A 21,489-nucleotide genomic window follows, 5' to 3' on the forward strand; every position below is an offset into this window, starting at 1 on the left:
GATTTTATATTTCCGGACGGGTTCAGGGAGCCGCCGCATGCCCGCTTCAAAGCGAAAGACGAAAACACCAGTCCTCGTGGAACGCATCGATCATTTCGTCGGCCAGGTCAAAGAGGCGATGAAGAGCGATGACACGCTGCGCAACAGAAAAATCCGTGATCTGTGGGATGCCGAGGTCCGCTACCATTTCGACAATGGCCGCACCGAAAAGACGCTCGAACTCTACATCATGAAATATCGCAATGCGCTGAAGGCCGAGTTCGGCGTCAAGAGCACACCGCTTGCCATCTGCAACATGAAGAAGCTGCGCGAGCGGCTGAACACCTATATTGCGCGCGCCGACTATACGAAAACCGGCGTGGCGACCTCCATCGTCGAAAAAATCGAACGGGCGGAGTTCAATACCGCCGGCCGCAAGCCGACCGTTCTGCTGCGCATCGCGGACTTCATTTCGGCGATGAACGGCATGGGAACGAAAGAAGAGATGCAGACCCTGTGGAACGCTGAAATCGGCACCATGAAGGGCAGAGCCCAGACAACGATCATCTCCTACATCACCAAATATCGTAACGCCATCCGCGAGGCCTTCGGCGACGACCACCCGATGCTGAAGATCGCCACCGGCGATGCCGCGATGTATGACGATGCGCGCCGGGTGAAGATGGAGAAGATCGCCAGAAAGCACGGCGCGCTGATCACTTTCGAGAATTATCGGCAGGTTCTGAAGATTTGCGCGGACTGTCTTTTGTCCGCCGATCCCCTGATGATCGGCATCGGCCTGATCGGCATGACGGGACGCCGCCCCTACGAGGTCTTTACCCAGGCCGAATTTTCACCTGCCCCCTATGGCAAGGGCGTCTCCAAATGGAGCCTCCTGTTCAACGGCCAGGCCAAGACGAAACAGGGCGAAGGAACGAAATTCGGGATTACCTATGAAATCCCGGTTCTTGCCCGTTCGGAAACCATTCTGGCCGCCTATAGGCGCCTGCGCGAAAGCGGGCAGGGAAAATTGTGGCATGGCATGTCGATCGACGATTTTTCGTCGGAAACCCGCCTGCTGCTCAGGGACACGGTTTTTAACCTGTTCGAGGATCTCTGGCCGAAGGAAGAGCTTCCCAAGCCCTATGGCCTCCGACACCTCTATGCCGAGGTGGCCTTTCACAATTTCGCGCCGCCGCATGTGACCAAGAACAGCTACTTCGCCGCCATTCTCGGACATAACAACAACGACCTCGAAACCTCGCTGTCCTATATGACCTATACGCTGCCGGAAGATCGCGACGATGCGCTGGCACGGGCCAAACGCATCAACGAACGGACGTTGCAGCAGATGGCGACAATCGCGCCGGTTTCCCGCAAGGCGTGATGCGTTAAAGTCATTTTCCGGGCGTAAAACCGCTCGGCAGCTTTGCCGGAAATGCTCCGGCCGCGGATTTCAGTTCTCCGCGGCCAGCCGTTTCATTCATCAAACCCGCGCGTCACCGGAGGTGCGGTAAAGCAGGGTCAATACCGTCAGCATCAGCCCCACAAGTGCGACCGAGCCGAAAATGTAGAAATTCCACTCGGGCGCCAGACCCCGCTGCAGCACCAAGCCGCCGATCATCGGACCGGCAATGCCGCCGAGCCGCCCGACCGCCAGCGAAAAACCGAGACCCGTGCCGCGAATATGAACGGGGTAGAGCCGTCCCACCAGAACATTGGCGAGAATCTGGGTGCCAATGGTGCCCGCACCCGCAAGGGCGACGAAGGCATAAAGAAGCGGACCCTTGTTCACCGTCAGGGCGAAGATCGAGGCGGCGCCGATGACAAACAGGATCGCCACGACCACCTTGACGTTACCCTTATCCGCAAACCGCCCGCCGATGAGGATGCCGATCGCGGCCCCGACATTGAGCATGACGGAAAAGCTGAGCGCCGAGCTGATGTCATAACCCATCTTGTTCATGATGGTGGGCAGCCAGTTGACCATGCCGAAGGTGAGAAGCAGCGAGCAGAAGTGGATGCCCCAGGCATTCAGCGTCGAGAGCAACCGGCCTTCCGAGAACAGCGCGCCGACGCCGCCCTTTTGAATTTTCGCATGCGGCACGATGCGTTGCAGACCGTAGCTGTCGCAAATGCCGTCAGCCTCCGCCTGCCGCCCCTTGCTTGCCAGCCATTCGGGCGATTCCGGCAGGAACCGCATGAAGATCGGCAGAAGAATAAGCGGCAGGCCGCCGATCAGCATCAAGGGCCGCCAGCCATAGGTCTCCAGAAGAAGGATGCCCATGACGCCGGAAATGATGCCGCCGATAAGATAACCGAGGAAAGACAGGGAATTGGCCTGCGCCCTGCGATGCGGCGGCGAAAATTCCAGCACCAGCGCGGTGACCGTCGGCAACAGCGCGCCAAGCCCGAGACCGGCGAAGAAGCGTGTGATTTCGAAGGCGAGAAAATTCGGCGTCATGGCCGAGGCGATCATCATCGCCGAAAAGCCGGCGAGGCTGAGAAGAACCACCTTGCGGCGGCCGATGCGGTCGGCCATGGTGCCGGCAAATAGCGCCCCCAGCAGCATGCCCACCAGCGTCAGCGCGGCAGCGCGCCCGACCATGGCCGGGTTGAGCGCCCATGCGCTTTCTTTCAAGAGCGCCGGTGCGACGGCACCATAAACGACCAGATCGTAGCCGTCAAACATGATCATCAGGCCGCATGTCGCAATAACGCCGGCCGGGTTCTTCGTCCGCGCTGACGCGGCGCTCAGATAATTCGTGGACATGTTCCTCCCTTTCACGCATGAACGCGCCATCCGGTATGGATAAGCGTCTCCCGTTCCTGCGATATCCTCCGTGAGTGCCCGGCGTGCTCCACACTGATATGTGCCCTGCTCCTGTCAAGCACATATCGCCAGCATCACCCGCCTTCGATTAAATGTTGCATTTGCAAAAATTGCAAATGAAATATTAACAAATGCCAGGCGCATCGCGCCGACGAAATTCAGCCGGGCCCCAGCCCGGAAATCGTCGACAGCGTCGGCGTCCAGCTCAAAATATGAATGCGGTTATAAACACCGTGAATGACGAATGGATCGGCGTCGCTGAAGGCGATGACGTCTTCGATCGAGCGCGCCTGCGCGATAATGAGAGCGGCGGATGGGCCGTCGGCAACCGCACTCATCGGACCGGACACAAGAATCTTGAACCCTTCCGCCATCGCCTCGCCATTGCGCAGATGGGCCTTGTGAGCCTCTATCTGCGCCGCCCGTTGCACGGCCGCAGCGGGATCGCTTTCGGCGAAACGCACGTAAAGCCGGGTTCGGTCGCTCCCGCCTCTCATCGGGCGAGCACGAAATCGTGGTTCACCGACCAGAACCAGTCGCCGATGAAACCCAGGTCCCGCGCCTTCTGCGCATCTTCCACCCGCTGGAAATCGGCGAGCAGACTTTCCTTCACCCCGAAGACCGCATCCGAACGGATATAGGGATCGTCGGGATCGAAAATATGGGTGACGAGCGTAGTGAAGCCTTCCGCCGAAACGATATAGTGCAGATGCGCCGGCCGGTAGGGATGCCGCCCCATGGCGCGCAACAACTGCCCAACCGGACCGTCATCCGGGATCGGATAATATTTCGGCTTGGCGGCCCGAAACCAATAGCGCCCATCCTCGCCGGTGATGAAGACGCCGCGCAGGTTGAAATCGGGCTGGATGCCCTTCTGCTGCACATCATAAAAACCTTCGTCATTGGCCTGCCAGACATCGATACGCGCACCGGCGACCGGCGCTCCCTCGGTATCGAGGATGCGGCCGGTGACCACCATATCCTCACCCTTGCCATCGAGGCAGATATTCGCACCCATCGGCATTTCCGGCGCATCCGCGACATGGAAGGGGCCGAGAACGGTCGATTCCGACGCGCCGCTCGGCTTGCGATGATTGATGGCGTCGACCAGCATGGAGACGCCGAGAATATCGGAAAACAGGATCCATTCCTGCCGCCATTCATTGCAGATCTGGCCAACCTCGGTGAGAAAATGAATGGCCTTCATCCACTCCTCCTCGGTCGGTTCGATTTCCTTCACCGCCTCGTGCAGCTTGCGCGTCACCACGGCCATGATTTCCTTCAGACGCGGATCGTCACAGTCGCGCATCCGCGCGATCACCGCTTCAGCCGAACGTTCCTCGACGAAATAGCCGTCATCATTGCTCATCTTCATATCCATCGTCTCCTCCTCCCATCACTCCGGCCGCGCGCCCTCGAAGGCGCGTTGCAAAAGGTCGCGGATCGCAGTTTTTTCGATTGGCCGCGGGCACCAGTAAGGATTGGCCGTTGCAAGCTCCGCCATGCGGTCGAGATCGTCCGCCCGGACCCCGAGAGCGGCAAGGCTCGACGGCGCGCCAAGCCGGGCGGCAAAATCGTAGAGCCCGGCCCCTGCCCTGCCGCCGACAAGAGCGGCAAGCGGCGCGAGCAGATCCGGCGCCGCCTGTTCCACATAGGCGATGGTATGCGGCAGAAGCACCGCGTGGGTTTCCGCGTGCGGCAGATCGAGACTGCCGCCCAGCGTGTGGCAAAGCTTGTGATGCAGCGACATGCCGACGGCGCCAAGCACCGTGCCGCACAACCACGCACCATAAAGCGCGGTCTCGCGCGCCTTGACATCCTTCGGCCCAGCTTTCACGCCGGGAAGCGCCTCGATCATCGCTCGCAGCCCCTCAACCGCCATCAGGCTCGCGATGGGATTGCGGTCCTGCGCGTAAAGCGCCTCCGCCGCATGCGCCATGGCGTTCAGCCCGCTCGTCATGCTGATGGCGACCGGCAATCCAAGCGTCAGTTCCGCATCGTAAATCACCACTTCCGGCAGGATTTCCGGCCCGCGCATGGTGGTCTTCACCCCGTTTTCCGTCTGGCCGAGAATGGGCGTCACCTCGGAGCCGGCATAGGTGGTCGGGATGACGATCTGCGCCGCATCGGTGCGCAGCGCAATGGCCTTGCCGAGACCGGTGGTGGAACCGCCGCCGAGCGCCACAACGCAATCCGCTCCGGTGGCGCGATAGGCTTCGACCGCGTTTTTCGTCACCTCGACCGGCGTATGCATGGCCGCATCGGAGAAGACACCCACGGCAAGCCGGCCGAGCCGGGCGGCAAGCGCCTCCGCGTCGCCCTTCTGCTGCGGCGTGGAAAGCACCAGCGCCCGCGACAGGCCGAGGCGGCGGATTTCTTCCGCCACGCCCGCCGAGCTGCCCGCGCCGAAGACGATGCGGGCGGGAGCGGCCATATAGACGAAGGGCTGCATGGTTCAGCGCCCGTCGAGCTTGAACAGGCGGCGCGCATTGGTGCGGCCGATCTTTATCCGGTCGGCCTCGGCGATGGTCGTCGCGTTGAACCAGTCGGAGGCATGGTCGATATTCTCGAAGGGCCAGTCCGTGGAAAACAGGATGCGATCCGCACCGATTTCCAGAATGGCGTCGATCAGCGTCTGGGTGCGGAAATTGCCCGAGGTGGTGATGTGGAAATTCTTGTTGAAATAGTCCACGAAACGGCGCTTGGCCGGATAACGCGGCGGCAGCTTCACCCAGGCATTACGATGGTCGATGCGCCACATCATGTAAGGCAGGCCCTCGCCCATATGGCCGAGGATGATGTTGAGGCGCGGATGCTCGTCGAACAGGCCGGACGCCATCAGACGCAATGCGTGCACCGCCGTTTCCTGCGCAAAAGCCCAGGTGGGGCCTAGCAGCCAGGGATGGCCGTCATAGATGCGCGAATCCTGCGGCAGCGGGTTGCGCGGATGCAGGTAGAAGGGCACGTCGAGCTTTTCCACCTCGCCCCAGAATGGGCGATATTGCGGCAGGTCGTAATAAAGCGGCGTCTGGCCATCGCCCTCCTGGCTGAAACCATTGACGAGCGCGCCGACGAAACCGAGATCGTTGACGCAGCGCTGAAGCTCCTGCGTCGCCGCATCAGGGTCCTGCAATGGCAGGGCTGCGAAGGCAAGGAAACGATCCGGCCGCCTGGCGCATTCTTCGGCGAGGACGTCATTTGCCCGCCGCGCGATCTCGATCGCCTTCTTCCTGTCGGGAATGGCCTGCACCGCCGGCGCGTTCAGCGACAGGATCATGGTTTCGATGCCATGCGCATCCATCAGCTTCAGGCGCGTATCCTGAATGTCGAGCAGGCGGTGCTGCAATTCCTTCCAGTAATCGCCGGGCACGAACCCGGCCGAATCCTGAAGCGTTTCCGGGATTGCGAAATGCTCCTCGAGAGCGACCTTGCCTTGCATGTGGTTTCCTCCGAATTCACTCTTTGATTTGCCGCCTGAGAGGCGATCAATATTGACCCTTGGGTTCCAGCCCGAGCATGCTCTGGCCGATCATGGTGCCCACGGCGTCCCAGTTCATGCTGATATGGCGGCCGACCGCATTCGCATCCCGCCACGCCCGCTGCACCGGGTTGGAAAGATCGAGCCCGACGCCGCCGGTGGAATCGTTGAGCGCCTGCACGGCGCGCAGGGCGAGAGACACCGCAAAGGACTGGCCGCGACGACTGAGAAGACGGTCATCCACCGTAAATTCCGCCCGGCCTTCGATCCTTGCCTGCGAGAGCGCCTGTGCGCGGGCAACATCGCGCAGCAATATTTCGCAAGCCGCATCGACGCTCGCCGCAGCTTCCGCAACGCGCAGCTGGATGGTCGGAAATTCGGCCATGCGATTATTGCCGCCCGCCACCGCACCGCGCGTCACCCGGCCGCCGACGTGATCGACATAAGCCGCAAGCGCGCCCCGGGCCGCACCGACGCCTGCCGCCGCGAGACAGGAGGGAATGCCGGTCAGAAGCGGCATGTTGAACAGGCCTTCCTCCGCATAATAGTGTCCGCCGGGCGTCTTTCCGCTGGTCGCGTCCGGAAAGGTCAGAACCCGGTGCTTGGGAACGACGACATCGTCGAGAACGAGCGTCTTGGAACCCGTGCCGGCGAGGCCCACCACGTGCCAAGTGTCTTCGACCACATATTGCCCGGCGGGAACGAGCAGGAAGGCCGGAACCGGCTTGCCTTCACCCTGCGGCGGCAGGATGGCGGCGCAGAGGGACCATTGCGCGTTTTCGCAGCCCGAGGCGAAAGCCCATTTGCCGCTCAGGCGATAACCGCCATCGGCGAGCTCCGCCATCTTTACGGGCGCATAGGAACCGCACAGCAGTGCATCGGGGTTTTCGCCCCAGACATCGGCCTGCGCCTCTTCCGGAAACATCGCCAGCAGCCATTGATGGGCCGACAGCAGGCCGGCGACCCAGCCGGTCGACGCACAGGCGGCCGAAAGCTCGATATTGGCCTCGACCAGTTCGGCGAAATCGCCGCCCTTGCCGCCGAAGGCGCGGGGTTTGACGATATCGAAATAACCGATGCCGCGTAGCGCTTCGATGTGGCTGGCGGGAACGCGCCGGGCCTCCTCCGTCTGTCTGGCGCTTGCCCGGAAAAGATCGGCTATGCCGGTAACGCGGCTTGCGAGGCGGGCACGCGGGTTCGTTTGCGCCGGCAGCGGCGCATGGCTCATATCGTTCATGATTGTCTCCTTGCGGACTTTACTGGCCGGATGTTGCTGGCCGGAGGTTATCCCGCCGGGTTTATCTGGGCGGCAATGATCAGGCGGGCAGGCTCGCGGGGCTTGCGGCGCAATATTGGGCGTTTTCGTAGAGCAGCGGCCGTGTCGTCTCGCTGACATCGGCCGAAACAACCTGTCCGATGAAGACGGTATGGGTTCCGTAAGGCATGGCCGCAACCCGACGGCAGGCGATGGCGGCATGGGCCGTGGGCAGATAGAGAACGCCATTGTCGTGGCGCTGCCATTGACCGTCGCGGAAACGCTCTTCCGGCGACACCTTGCCGCTAAAGGCATCCGACAGGGCGATCTGATCCTGCGTCAGCACATTGACGATGAAATCGGGCCGGCACAGCAACAGTTCATGCAGCAGGGTGCGATTGTTCAGGCAAACCAGCAGGGACGGCGGCTCCATTGAGACCGAAGTGACGGCCGTGACCGTCATGCCGTGATCGCGCTGATCACCGGAAGCGCAGGCCGTGATAACCGTTACAGTCGCCGGAAAACGACGCATCGTTGAACGGAAATTCTGACCGACGCCTTCAGGCGCAAGGCTGCTCAGGCCAAACAATGCTGATGTCATGAGATCCTCCCAAATCCTGCATTCTTATTTATTTGCGTTTGCAACATTTGTCAATGCAAATGTTTTTCGTCATTTTTTGTGAAAGGCAGAACGCCGCATTCCCCCGTCTTATGGGGCGAAGCTATTGAAACGGATGGATTGTGCCGGTACAGCCGATAGGCGCACATCAGCATCTGCGCAGATGGTTCTCAAACGGGGATTTGCTCGTGTCCTATCAATTCACCGATTCGGTACCCTACCTGCTCAACTGGGTGGGCGTTCGGCTTGGCGAGCGCTTTTCGGTAAGACTGGCCTCCTATGACATCACCCTGCCGATGTATCGCGTGCTGGCGACGCTGAGGCAGCAGGAGAGCAAGACGCTGACCGAGCTTTCGGACATGGTATCGGTGGAGATTTCCACGCTGTCCAGGCTCGTAGGGCTGATGGTCCGGCGTAACCTCGTCAGCCGCGAACGGCCGCTCGACAATGCGCGCATCGTGCGCATCACCCTCACCCCGAAGGGCGAGGAACTGGCCGATGAACTCATGCCCATCGCCGCCATGTTCGAAAAAACCGCGATCGAAGGCCTCGACCCGGCCGAAGTAAAACTCTTCAAAAGCATACTGCGCCATATCGGCCGCAACATTGCCGGCCTCTAAACGGCTCGCATTCGAAAAATGCGGGCCGTTATGATCGGCAGAGGTTTCCGCCTATTCGGGATTTGAGAGTTTCTTGCCCGCATCAGGGCCGGACCGCAGCGTATAAATCGCCTCCAGGTGGATAAGCACGGCGCATTTGGGTTGTTTCATTCCCGCCTTGCCGGCGAAACCCAGGGCATTCTGAAACGGAGCCCCTTCGGTGAAAATCTCCGGCCGGCCGACGAAGCGATAGCCGTCGAGCGCTTCCCGGTCTATGACCGCGACGGCGATCTTCGAGCCGTCACGGATGTTCTGCAGCGTTTGACCGCCGGTATTCTCATTGTAGATCAGCGTCCTGTCGTCATAGACCCTGAGCGAGCGCTTCGGCCCGATATCCGGCAAGCCGTCCTTGCTGACCGTCGACTGGATCGGCAGCTGTTTGGCGAGAAAGGATTTCATCGTATCGTCTAGCGTATTCACGTTGCATTATCCTAATGTGTTTGAGAGTGGGCTTTCATCGTCATGACGGAATGATCGGGCAATGCGGGCAATCGTCGCCCGCCTGCTCCGCATGGCGGGCCGCACGGAAGACGGCAAAGGCAGTGCCATATGCTTCCTGAACCGCACGGTCGATCACCCCGTCGTCACGCCCCCGCGACCGGAGATGATGTGCAAGGGCTGCGAGCGCCTGTTTGAGATGCTGAACGCAGGCGACCCGCATCGCCATCGGCGAGGAAGATGACCGGGCGGCCTCAAGAAGCCGCTCGTAAGCTCTCCGGTAAAGCCCTTCCGCCTCCAGGTAATTGCTCTCACCATTCTCCAGTTCCGCAAGATTATGGCACGAGACGTTGTAGATGACCGGCGCTGGATAGTGGCAGGGCTTTTCGAGGGCGGCGGTAAACAGCCGCTCCCCTTCCGCCAGCGCATCGCCATAGATGCCGCGCGCAAGCGAAATTTCCCCTTGCGAATAGGCCATATTGGCCCGTTCGGTCAGCCTCTTCCAATATCGGTCGCCGCCATAAATGACGACGAAGTCTCGCGAACGCGATGCGGCAAAGGCCTGCGTTCCGCCTAGGATTGAAACCTGTTTCATGCTCGACCCTCGCTTATGCGGCCTTCAGGACGTCGTCGCCCTTCTGCCAGTTGCATGGGCACAATTGGTCGGTCTGAAGCGCATCGAGCACCCGCAGCACTTCCTGCGGATTGCGCCCGACGCCGAGATCGTTGACCGTGACGAAGCGAATGATGCGGATCGATGATGAAGGTGGCGCGCAGCGCAACGCCTTCCACGGGATGCAGCACGCCAAAAGCCGCACTCAACTCGCGCTTGATGTCCGATAGCATGGGGATTGGCAATTCTTTGAGATCCGCGTGGTTCTGCCGCCAGGCGAGGTGGACAAATTCACTGTCGGTCGAGACACCGTAGACGACCGCGTCGCGATCTGCGAATTCCGGATTGAGCTTGCCGAAAGCCGCGATTTCGGTCGGGCAGACGAATGTGAAGTCCTTTGGCCAGAAGAAGATGACCTTCCACTTGCCGGCGCTGCTCGTGTCGCTGATGCGTGTAAAAGCATTGGCCGGATCAGTGGAAACAACCGCCTGGAGGTCGAATGCGGGCAGTCTTGCACCAATGGTAAGCATTTGGATTTCCTTTCATTGCCGTTTGCCGGACGAGACAAGGCGGCTCATTCCGCCTCCATCCGGAAAGGCGGGCCGCAATTTCCAAAATCTGTGACGACTTTCACAAAGCGGACGCCGACTGCGCCGCGGCTATGAGACGATGAACGGGTTTGAACGCGCGCCCGGCGCACAGGCGCGGGCGGCTCTCCAGAAGGTCGTCATTTCAGGTTTCCATCCCTCAATCCCCGGCGTTCAGGCTCATCGCGACATGCGGAACCGTACCCTCGAGGAGCCTGTTTCTCCGGCTCCAGACGCACAAGACGAAGCAGAATATCCACCTTGTCGATGACATATCCTTCCGGCGGTTCGGGCAGCATTCCCAGACTGATCCGGCCGGCGGGAATATCAATGATCCGATCCTCGGCCTCGACATAGAAATGCTGGTGATTGGCGGTATCGGTATCGAAATAGGTCCGGCCGCCCTCGATACAGACCCTGCGGACGAAACCCGCCTCGGCAAACTGGTTAAGCGTATTATAGACCGTCGCCAGCGACAGCCGCGTTCCCGTCGCAATGGTCTCACGATGCAGATCGTCGGCCGTGAAATGTCTGTGCTCTTCCCGGAAAATAAGCCCGCCAAGCACGATTCGCTGACGGGTTGGACGCAGGCCGACCCGTTTCAGCGCTGCCCGCGTTCGCAGCATCGCTTCCTCGGTGCGGAAGCGTTTGCGGGTTTCATCAGGGACAAAAAGCATCTGGACATCCGATCGAAAGGGACAAATTGCGGGAAGAAACTGCGATCCCGGCCGGATCATCCGCCTCCGCCGTGCAGATAAATCCATTCGCAGCGACACATTCGACATCGATCATCTGAATTCGCCCGGAAACCGAAGTTGCAACTCATTCGCAACAGCAGAATATGGGAAATAAACCCAGCGTCAATCCTTATTGCAAATGATTCTTAACTGCAAAAGATGAAAGATGGCTTCCTGAACGACGAAACCTCCGCTGTCCCAGGATGTCGAAATGGCCTGTCGACACATATCGGCCGCAACATCGCCGGCCTCCGATACCGGCAATTCGGGCATCGCCGCTTTCAGCGGATGCCACCCGCCTCGCCCCGCTTTTCCCGTGCAATGTACTTGCAATAACCGGTTCCTATCCCTGCGAACGTCACCGCAGAAAGGAACTTCCATGTCCAACAGATCGTCCCTTGCAGTCCCGGCAGCAATCTTCCTTATCGCCGGCGCATCGATACTGCTCACGGCCTGCGCCTCGACTGTCATGAAAAGCTATATCGGCGCGCCCATAACCAGCGTGATGCTGGACTATGGGCCGCCGGACAATATCTACAGTCTGGGTCCCGGCCAGCAGGCCTATCAATGGCGGAAAAACAAGACGCAGGCTGTCGCCGGATCGTCGAGTGGCGAAGTGCGGACAACACGGCGTGGCGAACGTTACGAAGTGTCCGAAACGCCGGCCTATATCGAGCGCATCGATTGCTTCTATACCTTCTACACCCGCAATTCCGGGGCCGAATGGTATGTTACGAGCTTCCGGCAACCTTCGCTCGAATGCGAATGACCGTTACGGGTTTCAAATTTCAGCCCGGCTCCGCATGTGCCGCGCTCCGCCCTTTTTCACCGCCGCTTCCAGACCGAAAGCGGCGGCGTTCTTTTGAGAATTCTCCCTGGAATCTGTCATGGGAAGGGCCGATCAGAAGCGATAATTCAGACCGGCCTTGATGACATGATCGCTGACATCGGTTTTCGATTTGCCGCTGGCGGTCGTCGTGGCCACATTTCCGGTGCTCACATAATTATATTCGAACTTCGCCGACAGGCCGCCACCGAAACTCTGTTCGACGCCTGCGCCGACCAGATAGCCCTGTTTCCAGCCATCGGGACCCGTCACGCCGTTTCCGTCCCTGAACTTTGTCGTGGTCAGGCCGGCGGTGCCGTAAACCAGCGTCTGGTCGAGCGCCACGCCGGCCTTCATCTTGGCCGCGCCCCGGAAACGCTCCCGCAAACGACCGTTCGGCACACGCGCCTCGTTCCCGAGATAGGACCCTTCGAGTTCCGCACCGACCACGCCCGAACCGAACTGGAAGTTATACCCGGCCTGCACACCCCCCGTCAGGCCGCGCCCGCTGGCCAATGGGTTGAATTTCGGGGAGGCAACGCCACCATGCACACCCACATAGGCCCCGCCCCAGGAGAACGCCGGCGGACTGCCGTAATCGAAGGATTGCTGCGTATTGTAATTGGTAAGATCAGCGGAATGGGCATTGCCTGCAACCGCGACGGCGATGGTCACGGCGACAAGCGATTTCTTGACGATCGACATGAATGACTCCAGACGAAACCGATGCGCCATCTTCTGGCGCAGCCAAGTTTCAGTTCGCGTTGAAGAACCGGAAACCGGCTCCCGTTAGTCTGCTGCGCCGACCGACATGACGTGCGGATGCGTTCAGCAGATAAGGGGATTTTCCCCGCGAGAATTGCGCCTGCATTGCATGGAACGAATTTTATTAGAAATTATTTATTTATTTAAATAAGTTAGGTCTATTTCCTTAACCGAATCGTAAGAAATTTCATTATCGGAGCGCGGTCGCGGCGCCTTTCGAAACTATCGATCGAATTTCGAGCCGGACACAAAAGCCGGGATTGAGGTCGAGAAACAGAACACGGCCGCAATGAAGCTCCGCCGCCTTCTGGACCAGATTTAACCCAAGGCCAGCTCCGGGCGAGTTCGTGTTGATGCGATGAAACGGCTCGAATACCTGCGCACGCTCCGGGACAGGTATGCCCGGCCCTTCATCGCAGACCTCGATGGCCCCCGCCGGATCGACCCGGATCGTAATTGCGCCCTTGCCGCCGGCATGGTCGATCGCGTTGCGCACGAGATTGACGACCGCCATTTCGATAATCGACGTCTGCACCGTAAAGACGGCTTCGCCCTCGCCGGGCTCGAAATCGAACTCGTAACCGGCATCCATCGCAATCGGGGCGAGATCGGTCGCGATGCGCTCGACGAGTTTGTTGAGATCGCGCGGCTCCGCCGGCAGTTTCACCGCACCCACCGCCTGCATTTCCAGTAGTTGATGCGCAACGCGGGTCAAGCGGTCGATATCGGCCCTGATCTGACGGCTCAGTGCGTCATCGGGCAAGAGGTCAGCTCTGGTGCGCACGATTGCGATCGGCGTCCGCAGCTCATGCGCCGCATCGGCGAGAAAGCGGTTGCGGCGATTATACCCGTCATCGAGCCTCGACAGCGCAACGTTGAAGGCATCCACCAGCGGGATGATTTCAAGGGGAACTTTCGAACGGTCGATACGCTCGGAACGGTTCTCGAAATCGATGGACTGCGCCTGCTTCACGGTTTCCATCAGCCCGCTCAGGGAACGGCCGACCGCCCGCGGAGTCACGAGCAGCGTCGCGATGCCCGTCAGGATCAGCATGGGCACAACAGCGATGAGAATGATGAAGCCCAGCGCCGGCAGCACAGTCAGCCAGCGGACGGCGCCCTCGGCATCCTTTTCCAGATCCAGCTGAACATTGATCCAGATACTCAGACCGTCATTGGGAATTCCTTCCTCCGTCCCGGCAATGAACTGAAGCCGCCCGGCGGCTGTATCGCGGTTTTCAACGGTGGCGCGTAGCGTTCCGGCCGCCTCCAGACGCGCGCGGTCAAAACTTCGGGGAAATACCGCCGACAGGGCAGGCTCCGGGACAGCGCCATATTGCAATACGATGTCATTGGCGTCGCGCACCACAAACCAGAGATTCGGATAGCGCCGTTTCAACTCCGCCAGCTCCGGCGTCGCCGACAGTTGCGGCCTGCCCTGTCCGTCCTTCGTCACGCTCTCCGCGACGATGCGGGCAGCCTCTTCATTCGCACCTTCGAGCCGCGGATCGATGATCCATATCCAGCCGATGAGAAGGATGACGAAAAGGACGAGCAGGAACGCCTGCAATGCGAAAAGGCGCTTCATCAGCCCCCATCGCAGGGATCGATTACGCTCCTGTCTCATGTCTTCAACCGGATGAGATAACCGATATTCCGCACGGCCCTTATCTCCACCGTGGCGTCAGCCTGCGCCAGCTTCTTCCTGATCCGGGAAATGTGCGCATCGAGAGCGTTGGACTCGATTTCGTCATCGAGCGTATAGACCGCCTCGATCAGGTTCGACCGCGTGACGATTCGGTTCGGACGCCGCATCAGCGCCTCCAGCACCAGATATTCCCGACGCCGCAACTCGATGATGGAGCCGGCAATGCTGACTTCATTGCTGCGCGGATCGATGCTCAGATTTCCGAAATGCGCATATTTGTCGGAAAGAGAAGGGCCGCGTCTGTGGAGAGCCCTGAGGCGGGCGAGCAGCTCCTCGATTGCAAAGGGCTTGGCAAGATAATCATCCGCTCCGGCATCGAGCCCGTCGACACGGTGATCGACACTTCCAAGCGCCGTCAGAACAAGGATCGGCACGGAATGCCTGCTCCGCCGAAGCGAAGCCACCAGGTTCAGCCCCTCGCCATCGGGAAGGCGGCGATCCAGAACCAGCACGTCGTAAGACCCGTCCCGCGCAAGGGCGTCAGCATCGCTGATGGTGCTGACATGATCGGCAAGCACATCGCGCCGGCGCAGGGCTTCAAGAAGCACGCGCGCCATTTCGGGTTCATCCTCAAGAAGCAAGATTCGCAATGACTTCCCCCGGAAATGGATTCTTGCCATCCCCACCACTGGTCGAGAAATGTTGCAGCTACATTGCAGGAGGGCGGGCAGACAATTCGACTTCTACCACCTTACAGCACATAATCCGACGGCATTGCGTGCGTTTTACGCTGACCTCACTCTGGAAATGTCACGGTTGCGCCGTTCCAGGCCTGTACCCATGCCTCGCATAAAACCGGTCAAGCTCACGCTGCTGCGGCATCTCACCGGTATAGATGGCGATATAGTCCGGAATCCTCTGCATCCGCACCGCCACATCTTCCTCGGACTGCATGGAAATGTAGCCGATCTGCACCAGATAGGTGGTCCGGGCACGCACATCCGCCGTGTTTTCATTGTGGCCGAACCGCACGAACATGCGTGCAAGCGCCGCCATTCTCATCTCGTCGGCCTTGCGAACCTCCGCAAGAATCTCGTCGGACTGAAGGGCCCAGCTTCGAACGGCGAATTCAAATCTGCTGTCGAAAAGCGCGGGATCCAGCCAGCAATCGAAAACATTTAGCATGGCTTCGGCCAGCGTCTCGGCATAGGCTTCGGATTGCCGGACGATGCTTCCGGTATTTTTTTCCCGCCAGCGGGCGACAAGCGCGGCCAGCAATTCCTCCCGGTCCTTGAAGAACCAGTAGAAGCTCGTGCGCGACAGATTTAGCTTTTTCGCCAAAGGCAGGATTTTGACGGAATCCACGCCCGATTCCAGCAAAGCCTGATAGGCGGCCTCAAGCCACCCCTCCTGCGATCCACGCCAGCCGGTGTCGTTCAATGTCGCTTCCATGACGCGTTCGTAGCAAATCGGTCTCTTCGCGACAAGCGGGATGTACACCCATGTCAAAAGAAAAGACAATTGTGTTTTGTAAATTGACACAAGTGTACATTCCCGCTTAGCCTTGAGACAGAAACCCTTTTGGAGCAGGCTATGTCGAGCGATCCCCTTCTTCAGCCCTACCAGCTAAAACACCTCACGCTGCGCAACCGCATCATCGTCACCTCACACGAACCCGCCTATCCCGAGGATGGCATGCCGAAGGGGCGTTACCGCGCCTACACGGTGGAGCGGGCGAAGGGCGGCGTTGCGCTCACGATGACGGCCGGTTCCGCCGCCGTCTCCAGGGACAGCCCGCCCGTCTTCAACAACCTGCTCGCTTACAAGGATGAGATCGTCCCGTGGATCCGGGAAATGACCGACGCCGTGCATGAACAGGGCGCGGCGATCATGATCCAGCTCACGCATCTCGGCCGCCGCACCCGCTGGGACAAGGGCGACTGGCTGCCGATCCTTGCGCCATCCCATCACCGCGAAGCGGCGCATCGGGCTTTTCCGAAGAAGATCGAGGACTGGGATATCGAGCGTATCATCAAGGACTTCGCCGACGCCGCCGAACGCATGAAGGCAGGCGGAATGGACGGGGTGGAGCTGGAAGCCTATGGCCATCTCATCGACCAGTTCGTCTCGCCGCTGACCAACGAGCTGGATGGCCCCTATGGCGGCCCGCTCGAAAACCGCATGCGCTTCTGTCTCGAGGTTTTCAAGGCGATGCGCGAACGCGTGGGCGACGATTTCATCCTCGGTGTCCGCTATACCGCCGACGAATGTCTTGAGGGCGGCACCGGGAAGGCAGAGGGCATCGAAATCGCCAGACGCCTGAAGGACAGCGGCCTGATCGATTATCTCAATGTCATCAGGGGTCATATCGACACCGATCCGGGCCTGACCGACGTCATCCCCATTCAGGGCATGGCCAATGCGCCGCATCTCGATTTCGCCGGTGAAATCCGCGCCGCGACCAGTTTCCCGACATTCCACGCCGCCAAGATCCCCGATGTCGCCACCGCCCGCCACGCCATCGCCGCCGGCAAGGTGGACATCGTGGGCATGACCCGCGCCCACATGACCGATCCGCATATCGTGCGCAAGATCATGGAAAAACGCGAGGACGATATTCGCCCCTGCGTGGGTGCCAATTATTGTCTCGACCGCATCTATCAGGGCGGTCTCGCCTTCTGCATTCACAATGCGGCAACGGGCCGTGAGGAAACCATGCCACACGAGATACCCAAGGCGGCGGAACGCCGGAAGGTGGTGATCGTCGGCGCCGGACCGGCCGGGCTCGAGGCCGCGCGCGTCTGTGCCGAACGCGGCCATGAGGTCGTCGTGTTCGAGGCCGCCAACAATCCCGGCGGCCAGATCCGGCTAACCGCGCAAAGCGAACGCCGCCGGGAGATGATCAGCATCATCGACTGGCGCATGAGCCAGTGCGAGAGGCTGGGCGTCACCTTTCATTTCAACAACTGGGCCGAAGCGGACACGGTTCTTTCGGAAAACCCTGACGTGGTCATCATCGCCACCGGCGGCTTGCCGCATACCGATGTACTTTCCAGCGGCAACGATCTCGTCGTCTCGGCATGGGATATCATTTCAGGAGACGTCAAGCCGGGAACGAATGTGCTGGTTTTCGACGATGCCGGCGATCATGCCGGTCTGCAAGCCGCCGAATTCCTTGCAAAAGCCGGGGCGAAAGTGGAGATCATGACGCCTGACCGCGCCTTCGCCCCGGAAGTCATGGCCATGAACCTCGTTCCCTATATGCGCTCGCTGCAAAAACGCGATGTGACTTTCACCGTTACCTACCGGCTGGAAGCGGCGGAAAGAAACGGCAACCAGCTCATTGCCCATGTCGGCAGCGATTATGGCGGTGTGGCGAAATCGAGAACCGTCGACCAGATCGTCGTCAACCACGGCACGATCCCGCTGGACGACCTTTATTTCGAACTCAAACCCGGTTCGAAAAACCTCGGAGAAATCTCCTACGACGCCCTGCTTGCAGGAGCCGCTCAAGCGGTCGAGCGCAACCCGGAAGGCGCCTACCGGCTCTTCCGGATCGGCGATGCGGTCGCCGCGCGCAATACCCATGCGGCGATCTACGATGCGCTTCGTCTGGCAAAGGATATTTGAGGCTGGCGTTCCCGACAGACAGAGGCAGAACAAATCTGCCTCTGTCGCGACACGAATGCGGGATCGGCAGCGGCTTCAGGCCTGAATCAAGGCAATGCCCCGGTTCTTGAACCCCAGCGTCACATCGCTCGCCGCCGGCAGGCTGGTCTCAACGGCATGGTCGACAATGAAAAGCGTACCGATATCGGTTTCCACCTCATATTCGACGTGACCGCCGAGATAGGCGCTGTGCAGCACCCGTCCGGCAAGCCCCGGCCCGCCCGGTTGTCCGATGGAAATCGAGCCGGGGCGGACCGCAAGCTCGGCGGGACCCGGCCGGGCGTTGCGGGCCGCGACCCGATGATCGATCCCGCCGACGCGGATCAGCGCATCGGCGCCCTCAACGCCAATGACCTCGCAACCGACGACATTCGCCTCACCCATGAAATCGGCGATGAAGGCGGAGGCCGGAGCCTCGTAGAGATCGCGCGGCGCACCCGACTGGGCGATCTCGCCATCCTTCATCACGATGATCCGATCGGAAACAGCCAGCGCCTCATCCTGATCATGCGTGACATAGACGGCAGTAAAGCCAAGCCGCTGCTGCAATTCGCGGATTTCGGTGCGGACCCGGCGGCGAAGGCGGGCATCGAGGTTGGAAAGCGGCTCGTCGAGCAGCAGCACCTGCGGCTCGAGCACGAGAGCGCGCGCGACCGCGACGCGCTGCTGCTGGCCGCCGGAAAGTTCGGCCGGCAGGCGATGCCCCATGCCGGCAAGGCCGACGAGCTTCAGGCCCTCTTCCGCCCTTTCCCGCGCTTCCGCCTTGCGCAGCCCGGAGGATTGCAGGCCATAGGCGACATTGTCGAGCGCCGTCATATGCGGGAAAAGCGCATAGGACTGGAAGACCATCGAGACATCGCGCTCATTGGCGGGCAGCATGGTCACATCCTTGTCGCCGATCAGGATGCGGCCCGAAGTCGGATGCTCGAGGCCCGCCAGCATGCGCAGCGTCGTCGTCTTGCCGCAGCCGGAGGGACCGAGCAAAGTGACCAGCGTGCCGGGCTCGATGGTGAGCGACAGGTCGGGAATGGCGGTGAAGGCGCCGAAGGTCTTGCGGACATTCTGAAAGGTGACGGAGCCGGGCTTTACGGAAATCATGCGGTTTTCTCCTGAGCGAGAGGAACGGAGGAAGCGGAGGGCAGGCCGGCGACGCGGTTTTCGCGCCGCAGGCGACGCTCGCCAACAATGAGCTGGAAGCCTGTGATGACGGTGATCATCACCACGATCAGCATGGAGGAATAGGCAATCGCCACCCCATATTCGCCGTTCTCGACGAGGCCGACGATATAGGAGGTCGCCATGTTGTATTCGGCGCTGACGAGGAAGATGACGGCGCTGATGGAGGTGATGGCGCGCACGAAGGAATAGACCAGTGCGGCCGTGATTGCGGGCCTCAAGAGCGGCAGGATGACCTTGCGGATGGTGCGGAAACTATTGGCCCGCAGCGTCAGCGAGGCCTCGTCGAGGCTCTTGTCCAGCTGGCTCATCGCCGCGATGCCGCCGCGCACGCCGACCGGCATGTTGCGGAACACGAAGCAGGCGATCAGGATCAGCGCCGAGCCGGTCATTTCCACCGGCGGCAGGTTGAAGGCCATGATGTAGCTGACGCCGATGACCGTGCCGGGAATGGCAAAGCTCATCATCAGCGCGAATTCGAACAGGTTCCGCCCGGCGAATTTCTGCCGCACGATGATGTAGGCGGTCAAAAGACCGACGGCAGCAGTGAGCGGCGCGGAAACCAGCGCGATCTTCATGGTCGTCCAGAACGAGTTCCAGGCCACGCCGGTCCAGGCGATCGAGCCATTGGAGAAGCTGATGGAAAAGGCGCGGACGTAGTGGTCTAGGGTCAGGGAATTGTCGAGACCCCATGTCTTCACGAAACCGCCCACAAGGATCATGCCATAAACAACGATGGTGAAGACCATCCACGGCACCACGACGGCGTGAACGCCGATGGACAGGCCGCGCGGCAGCGCGATATGCGCGCCGCTGTCGCCCTTGCCCGTCACCGTCGCAAAATTCTTGCCTGCCAGCCAGAAGCGCTGGGCAAGGAAGGCCGAAAGCGTGAAGCACAGAAGGATGATCGCCAGAACCGCAGCGCGGGACGGATCGTTCTGCGAACCGACGACGGCGAAGAAGATTTCCGTCGACAGCACGCCATGCGTGCCGCCAAGCACCAGCGGATTGCCGAAATCCGCCATGCTCTCGATGAAGCCGATGAGGAAGGCATTGGCGAGACCGGGCTTCATCAGCGGCAGCGACACCCGCCAGAAGGTGCGCCAGCGGTCGGCACGCAGCGTCTGCGAGGCTTCTTCCATCGACGGGCTGACGCCTTCGACCACGCCGATCAGCACCAGGAACGAGATGGGCGTGAAGGAAAGGACCTGCGCGATCCAGATGCCGGTCATACCATAAAGCCAGCGGCCCGGTTCGATGCCGAAGAGATAGGAAAGCCATTCGGTGACGACACCGGCGCGACCGAAAAGCAGCGTCAGGGCAAGGCCGATGACGAAAGGCGGTGTGATGATCGGCAGAACCGTCAGAAGCCGCAGGCCCTTCTTGAAGGGAAAGCGGGTGCGGGTGGCGATCAAAGCGAAGCCGAGACCGAGCACGGTCGAACCGAAGGCCGTCATCAGGGCGAGAAACAGCGTCCGCCAAGCAACGCCGCAACGCTCTTCGCCCATCACGCAGCCAAGGCTCCAGATACCGGGATCCTGAATATTGCGGATGAAGCCATCGGCATTGAAGGAGCCATCGAAATCCTGAACGGAGGCGACCAGCATGCTGCCGATCGGATAAAAGACAAAAACCGTGACGAGGAAAACCAGAACGGAAATGGCGCCGACGACGAAGGCGTCGCCTTTCATGACGCCGCGTTCGGCAAGCCCGAAGGCGAAAAGCAGCACGAAGACGAACGACATGACGACGGCACCGGCACCCATGGAGGGTTGGCCATCGGCAAGCATGCCGAAGAGGTTTTCGCTCACCGTCCAGCTCCAGCCGGTAAAGCCGATGGCCAGCCCCTGCAAGGCGAGGAAAATGAGACCGGCAGCGCCGATGACGGCAAGCAGACCGCCGCGCCGCATCGGATCACGGATGGACCGGACAAGGCATGCGGCGAAGAAAAAGACAGCGACGCCGACCAGCCATGGTTTTCCATAGGACAATATTTGCAGCACACCGGGCGCATTGCTGGCGGAAGAGAAAAATCCGGACAGCCAGCGGAAGCTGAAAAAGCCGCCTTCGATGCGATACCAGGGGAGAAGAATGAGGGCAAAAGCCCCGAGCGCCAGGACGATGTCCAGCCTGCGATTGCCACGTGTCATGGCCGACCTCGCTTGTTTCATGCCGATGAAAGAGTGGCGGACATCCCGGCTTTGAAA

Annotated in this window: 20 protein-coding genes and 1 pseudogene; 4 read left to right on the forward strand and 17 right to left on the reverse strand. The window is 60.4% G+C overall.

Going from position 1 to position 21,489, the window contains the following annotated elements; translation table 11 throughout:
• The first annotated feature begins 37 nt into the window (after positions 1-37).
• Complete coding sequence (gene telA, locus ACQZ5G_RS15685) at positions 38-1,366, forward strand: telomere resolvase TelA (RefSeq protein ID WP_448736421.1); 1,329 nt, start codon at positions 38-40, stop codon at positions 1,364-1,366.
• Positions 1,367-1,465: 99 nt separating this feature from the next.
• Here the strand turns inward: telA and ACQZ5G_RS15690 are convergent, their stop codons facing one another.
• The 7 genes from ACQZ5G_RS15690 to graD form a co-directional block, all read right to left on the reverse strand.
• Positions 1,466-2,752: an MFS transporter gene (locus tag ACQZ5G_RS15690; RefSeq protein ID WP_448736420.1), complete on the reverse strand. Its 1,287-nt coding sequence runs from the start codon at positions 2,750-2,752 to the stop codon at positions 1,466-1,468.
• A gap of 218 nt (positions 2,753-2,970) precedes the next feature.
• On the reverse strand, positions 2,971-3,309 hold the full coding sequence (locus ACQZ5G_RS15695; protein WP_020011713.1) for a YciI family protein: 339 nt from the start codon (positions 3,307-3,309) through the stop codon (positions 2,971-2,973).
• A complete protein-coding gene (graB, locus tag ACQZ5G_RS15700; RefSeq protein WP_448736419.1) occupies positions 3,306-4,193 on the reverse strand; it encodes a hydroxyquinol 1,2-dioxygenase in 888 nt (295 codons plus the stop codon). The genes ACQZ5G_RS15695 and graB overlap by 4 nt, the downstream gene beginning before the upstream one ends.
• Positions 4,194-4,208: 15 nt before the next feature.
• Positions 4,209-5,264 (reverse strand): maleylacetate reductase, encoded by a 1,056-nt coding sequence (graC, locus tag ACQZ5G_RS15705; RefSeq protein ID WP_448736418.1) that lies wholly within the window; start codon positions 5,262-5,264, stop codon positions 4,209-4,211.
• A gap of 3 nt (positions 5,265-5,267) precedes the next feature.
• Positions 5,268-6,251 carry a gamma-resorcylate decarboxylase gene (gene tsdA / locus ACQZ5G_RS15710; protein WP_448736417.1) on the reverse strand — a complete coding sequence of 328 codons (984 nt, stop codon included), beginning with the start codon at positions 6,249-6,251 and terminating at the stop codon, positions 5,268-5,270.
• Between the two features lie 46 nt (positions 6,252-6,297).
• Complete coding sequence (gene graA, locus ACQZ5G_RS15715) at positions 6,298-7,527, reverse strand: FADH(2)-dependent resorcinol hydroxylase oxygenase component (RefSeq protein WP_004433172.1); 1,230 nt, start codon at positions 7,525-7,527, stop codon at positions 6,298-6,300.
• 79 nt (positions 7,528-7,606) lie between these two features.
• Positions 7,607-8,146: an FADH(2)-dependent resorcinol hydroxylase reductase component gene (graD, locus tag ACQZ5G_RS15720; protein WP_020810141.1), complete on the reverse strand. Its 540-nt coding sequence runs from the start codon at positions 8,144-8,146 to the stop codon at positions 7,607-7,609.
• A 206-nt stretch (positions 8,147-8,352) separates the two neighbouring features.
• Here graD and ACQZ5G_RS15725 point away from each other — a divergent pair, with 206 nt between their 5' ends.
• Complete coding sequence (locus ACQZ5G_RS15725) at positions 8,353-8,784, forward strand: MarR family winged helix-turn-helix transcriptional regulator (RefSeq protein ID WP_004433168.1); 432 nt, start codon at positions 8,353-8,355, stop codon at positions 8,782-8,784.
• Between the two features lie 51 nt (positions 8,785-8,835).
• On the opposite strand, the gene ACQZ5G_RS15730 is transcribed toward ACQZ5G_RS15725, so the two are convergent.
• The 4 genes and pseudogenes from ACQZ5G_RS15730 to irrA all read right to left on the reverse strand — a co-directional run bounded on the left by ACQZ5G_RS15730 (position 8,836) and on the right by irrA (position 11,087).
• On the reverse strand, positions 8,836-9,243 hold the full coding sequence (locus ACQZ5G_RS15730) for a pyridoxamine 5'-phosphate oxidase family protein (protein WP_448736416.1): 408 nt from the start codon (positions 9,241-9,243) through the stop codon (positions 8,836-8,838).
• 40 nt (positions 9,244-9,283) lie between these two features.
• Positions 9,284-9,856 carry a hypothetical protein gene (locus ACQZ5G_RS15735; protein WP_448736415.1) on the reverse strand — a complete coding sequence of 191 codons (573 nt, stop codon included), beginning with the start codon at positions 9,854-9,856 and terminating at the stop codon, positions 9,284-9,286.
• A gap of 13 nt (positions 9,857-9,869) precedes the next feature.
• Positions 9,870-10,404, reverse strand: a pseudogene (locus tag ACQZ5G_RS15740) (peroxiredoxin).
• A 197-nt stretch (positions 10,405-10,601) separates the two neighbouring features.
• Complete coding sequence (gene irrA, locus ACQZ5G_RS15745) at positions 10,602-11,087, reverse strand: iron response transcriptional regulator IrrA (RefSeq protein ID WP_269829935.1); 486 nt, start codon at positions 11,085-11,087, stop codon at positions 10,602-10,604.
• Between the two features lie 490 nt (positions 11,088-11,577).
• Between irrA and ACQZ5G_RS15750 the strand changes: the two genes are divergently transcribed.
• Entirely contained in the window at positions 11,578-11,967 is a 390-nt protein-coding gene (locus ACQZ5G_RS15750) for a hypothetical protein (protein ID WP_020810134.1), read from the forward strand.
• Between the two features lie 132 nt (positions 11,968-12,099).
• Here the strand turns inward: ACQZ5G_RS15750 and ACQZ5G_RS15755 are convergent, their stop codons facing one another.
• From ACQZ5G_RS15755 to ACQZ5G_RS15770, 4 genes are all read right to left on the reverse strand, one after another.
• Positions 12,100-12,729, reverse strand: a complete 630-nt coding sequence (locus tag ACQZ5G_RS15755; protein WP_004433164.1) for an outer membrane protein — start codon at positions 12,727-12,729, stop codon at positions 12,100-12,102.
• 250 nt (positions 12,730-12,979) lie between these two features.
• Complete coding sequence (locus ACQZ5G_RS15760; RefSeq protein ID WP_448736414.1) at positions 12,980-14,377, reverse strand: sensor histidine kinase; 1,398 nt, start codon at positions 14,375-14,377, stop codon at positions 12,980-12,982.
• A 35-nt stretch (positions 14,378-14,412) separates the two neighbouring features.
• Positions 14,413-15,087 (reverse strand): response regulator transcription factor, encoded by a 675-nt coding sequence (locus ACQZ5G_RS15765; protein WP_448736413.1) that lies wholly within the window; start codon positions 15,085-15,087, stop codon positions 14,413-14,415.
• A gap of 160 nt (positions 15,088-15,247) precedes the next feature.
• Positions 15,248-15,889 carry a TetR/AcrR family transcriptional regulator gene (locus ACQZ5G_RS15770; protein WP_448736412.1) on the reverse strand — a complete coding sequence of 214 codons (642 nt, stop codon included), beginning with the start codon at positions 15,887-15,889 and terminating at the stop codon, positions 15,248-15,250.
• A 141-nt stretch (positions 15,890-16,030) separates the two neighbouring features.
• Between ACQZ5G_RS15770 and ACQZ5G_RS15775 the strand changes: the two genes are divergently transcribed.
• Positions 16,031-18,067, forward strand: coding sequence for an oxidoreductase (locus ACQZ5G_RS15775; protein ID WP_448736411.1), 2,037 nt, complete (start codon positions 16,031-16,033; stop codon positions 18,065-18,067).
• A gap of 75 nt (positions 18,068-18,142) precedes the next feature.
• On the opposite strand, the gene ACQZ5G_RS15780 is transcribed toward ACQZ5G_RS15775, so the two are convergent.
• Both ACQZ5G_RS15780 and ACQZ5G_RS15785 read right to left on the reverse strand, forming a co-directional pair.
• Positions 18,143-19,204: an ABC transporter ATP-binding protein gene (locus ACQZ5G_RS15780; protein ID WP_125145427.1), complete on the reverse strand. Its 1,062-nt coding sequence runs from the start codon at positions 19,202-19,204 to the stop codon at positions 18,143-18,145.
• Positions 19,201-21,432 (reverse strand): ABC transporter permease, encoded by a 2,232-nt coding sequence (locus tag ACQZ5G_RS15785; protein ID WP_448736410.1) that lies wholly within the window; start codon positions 21,430-21,432, stop codon positions 19,201-19,203. Before ACQZ5G_RS15785 ends, ACQZ5G_RS15780 begins: the two co-directional genes overlap by 4 nt.
• Between the last annotated feature and the right edge of the window lie 57 nt (positions 21,433-21,489).

It is taken from the genome of Agrobacterium sp. 22-214-1 (assembly GCF_053522465.1).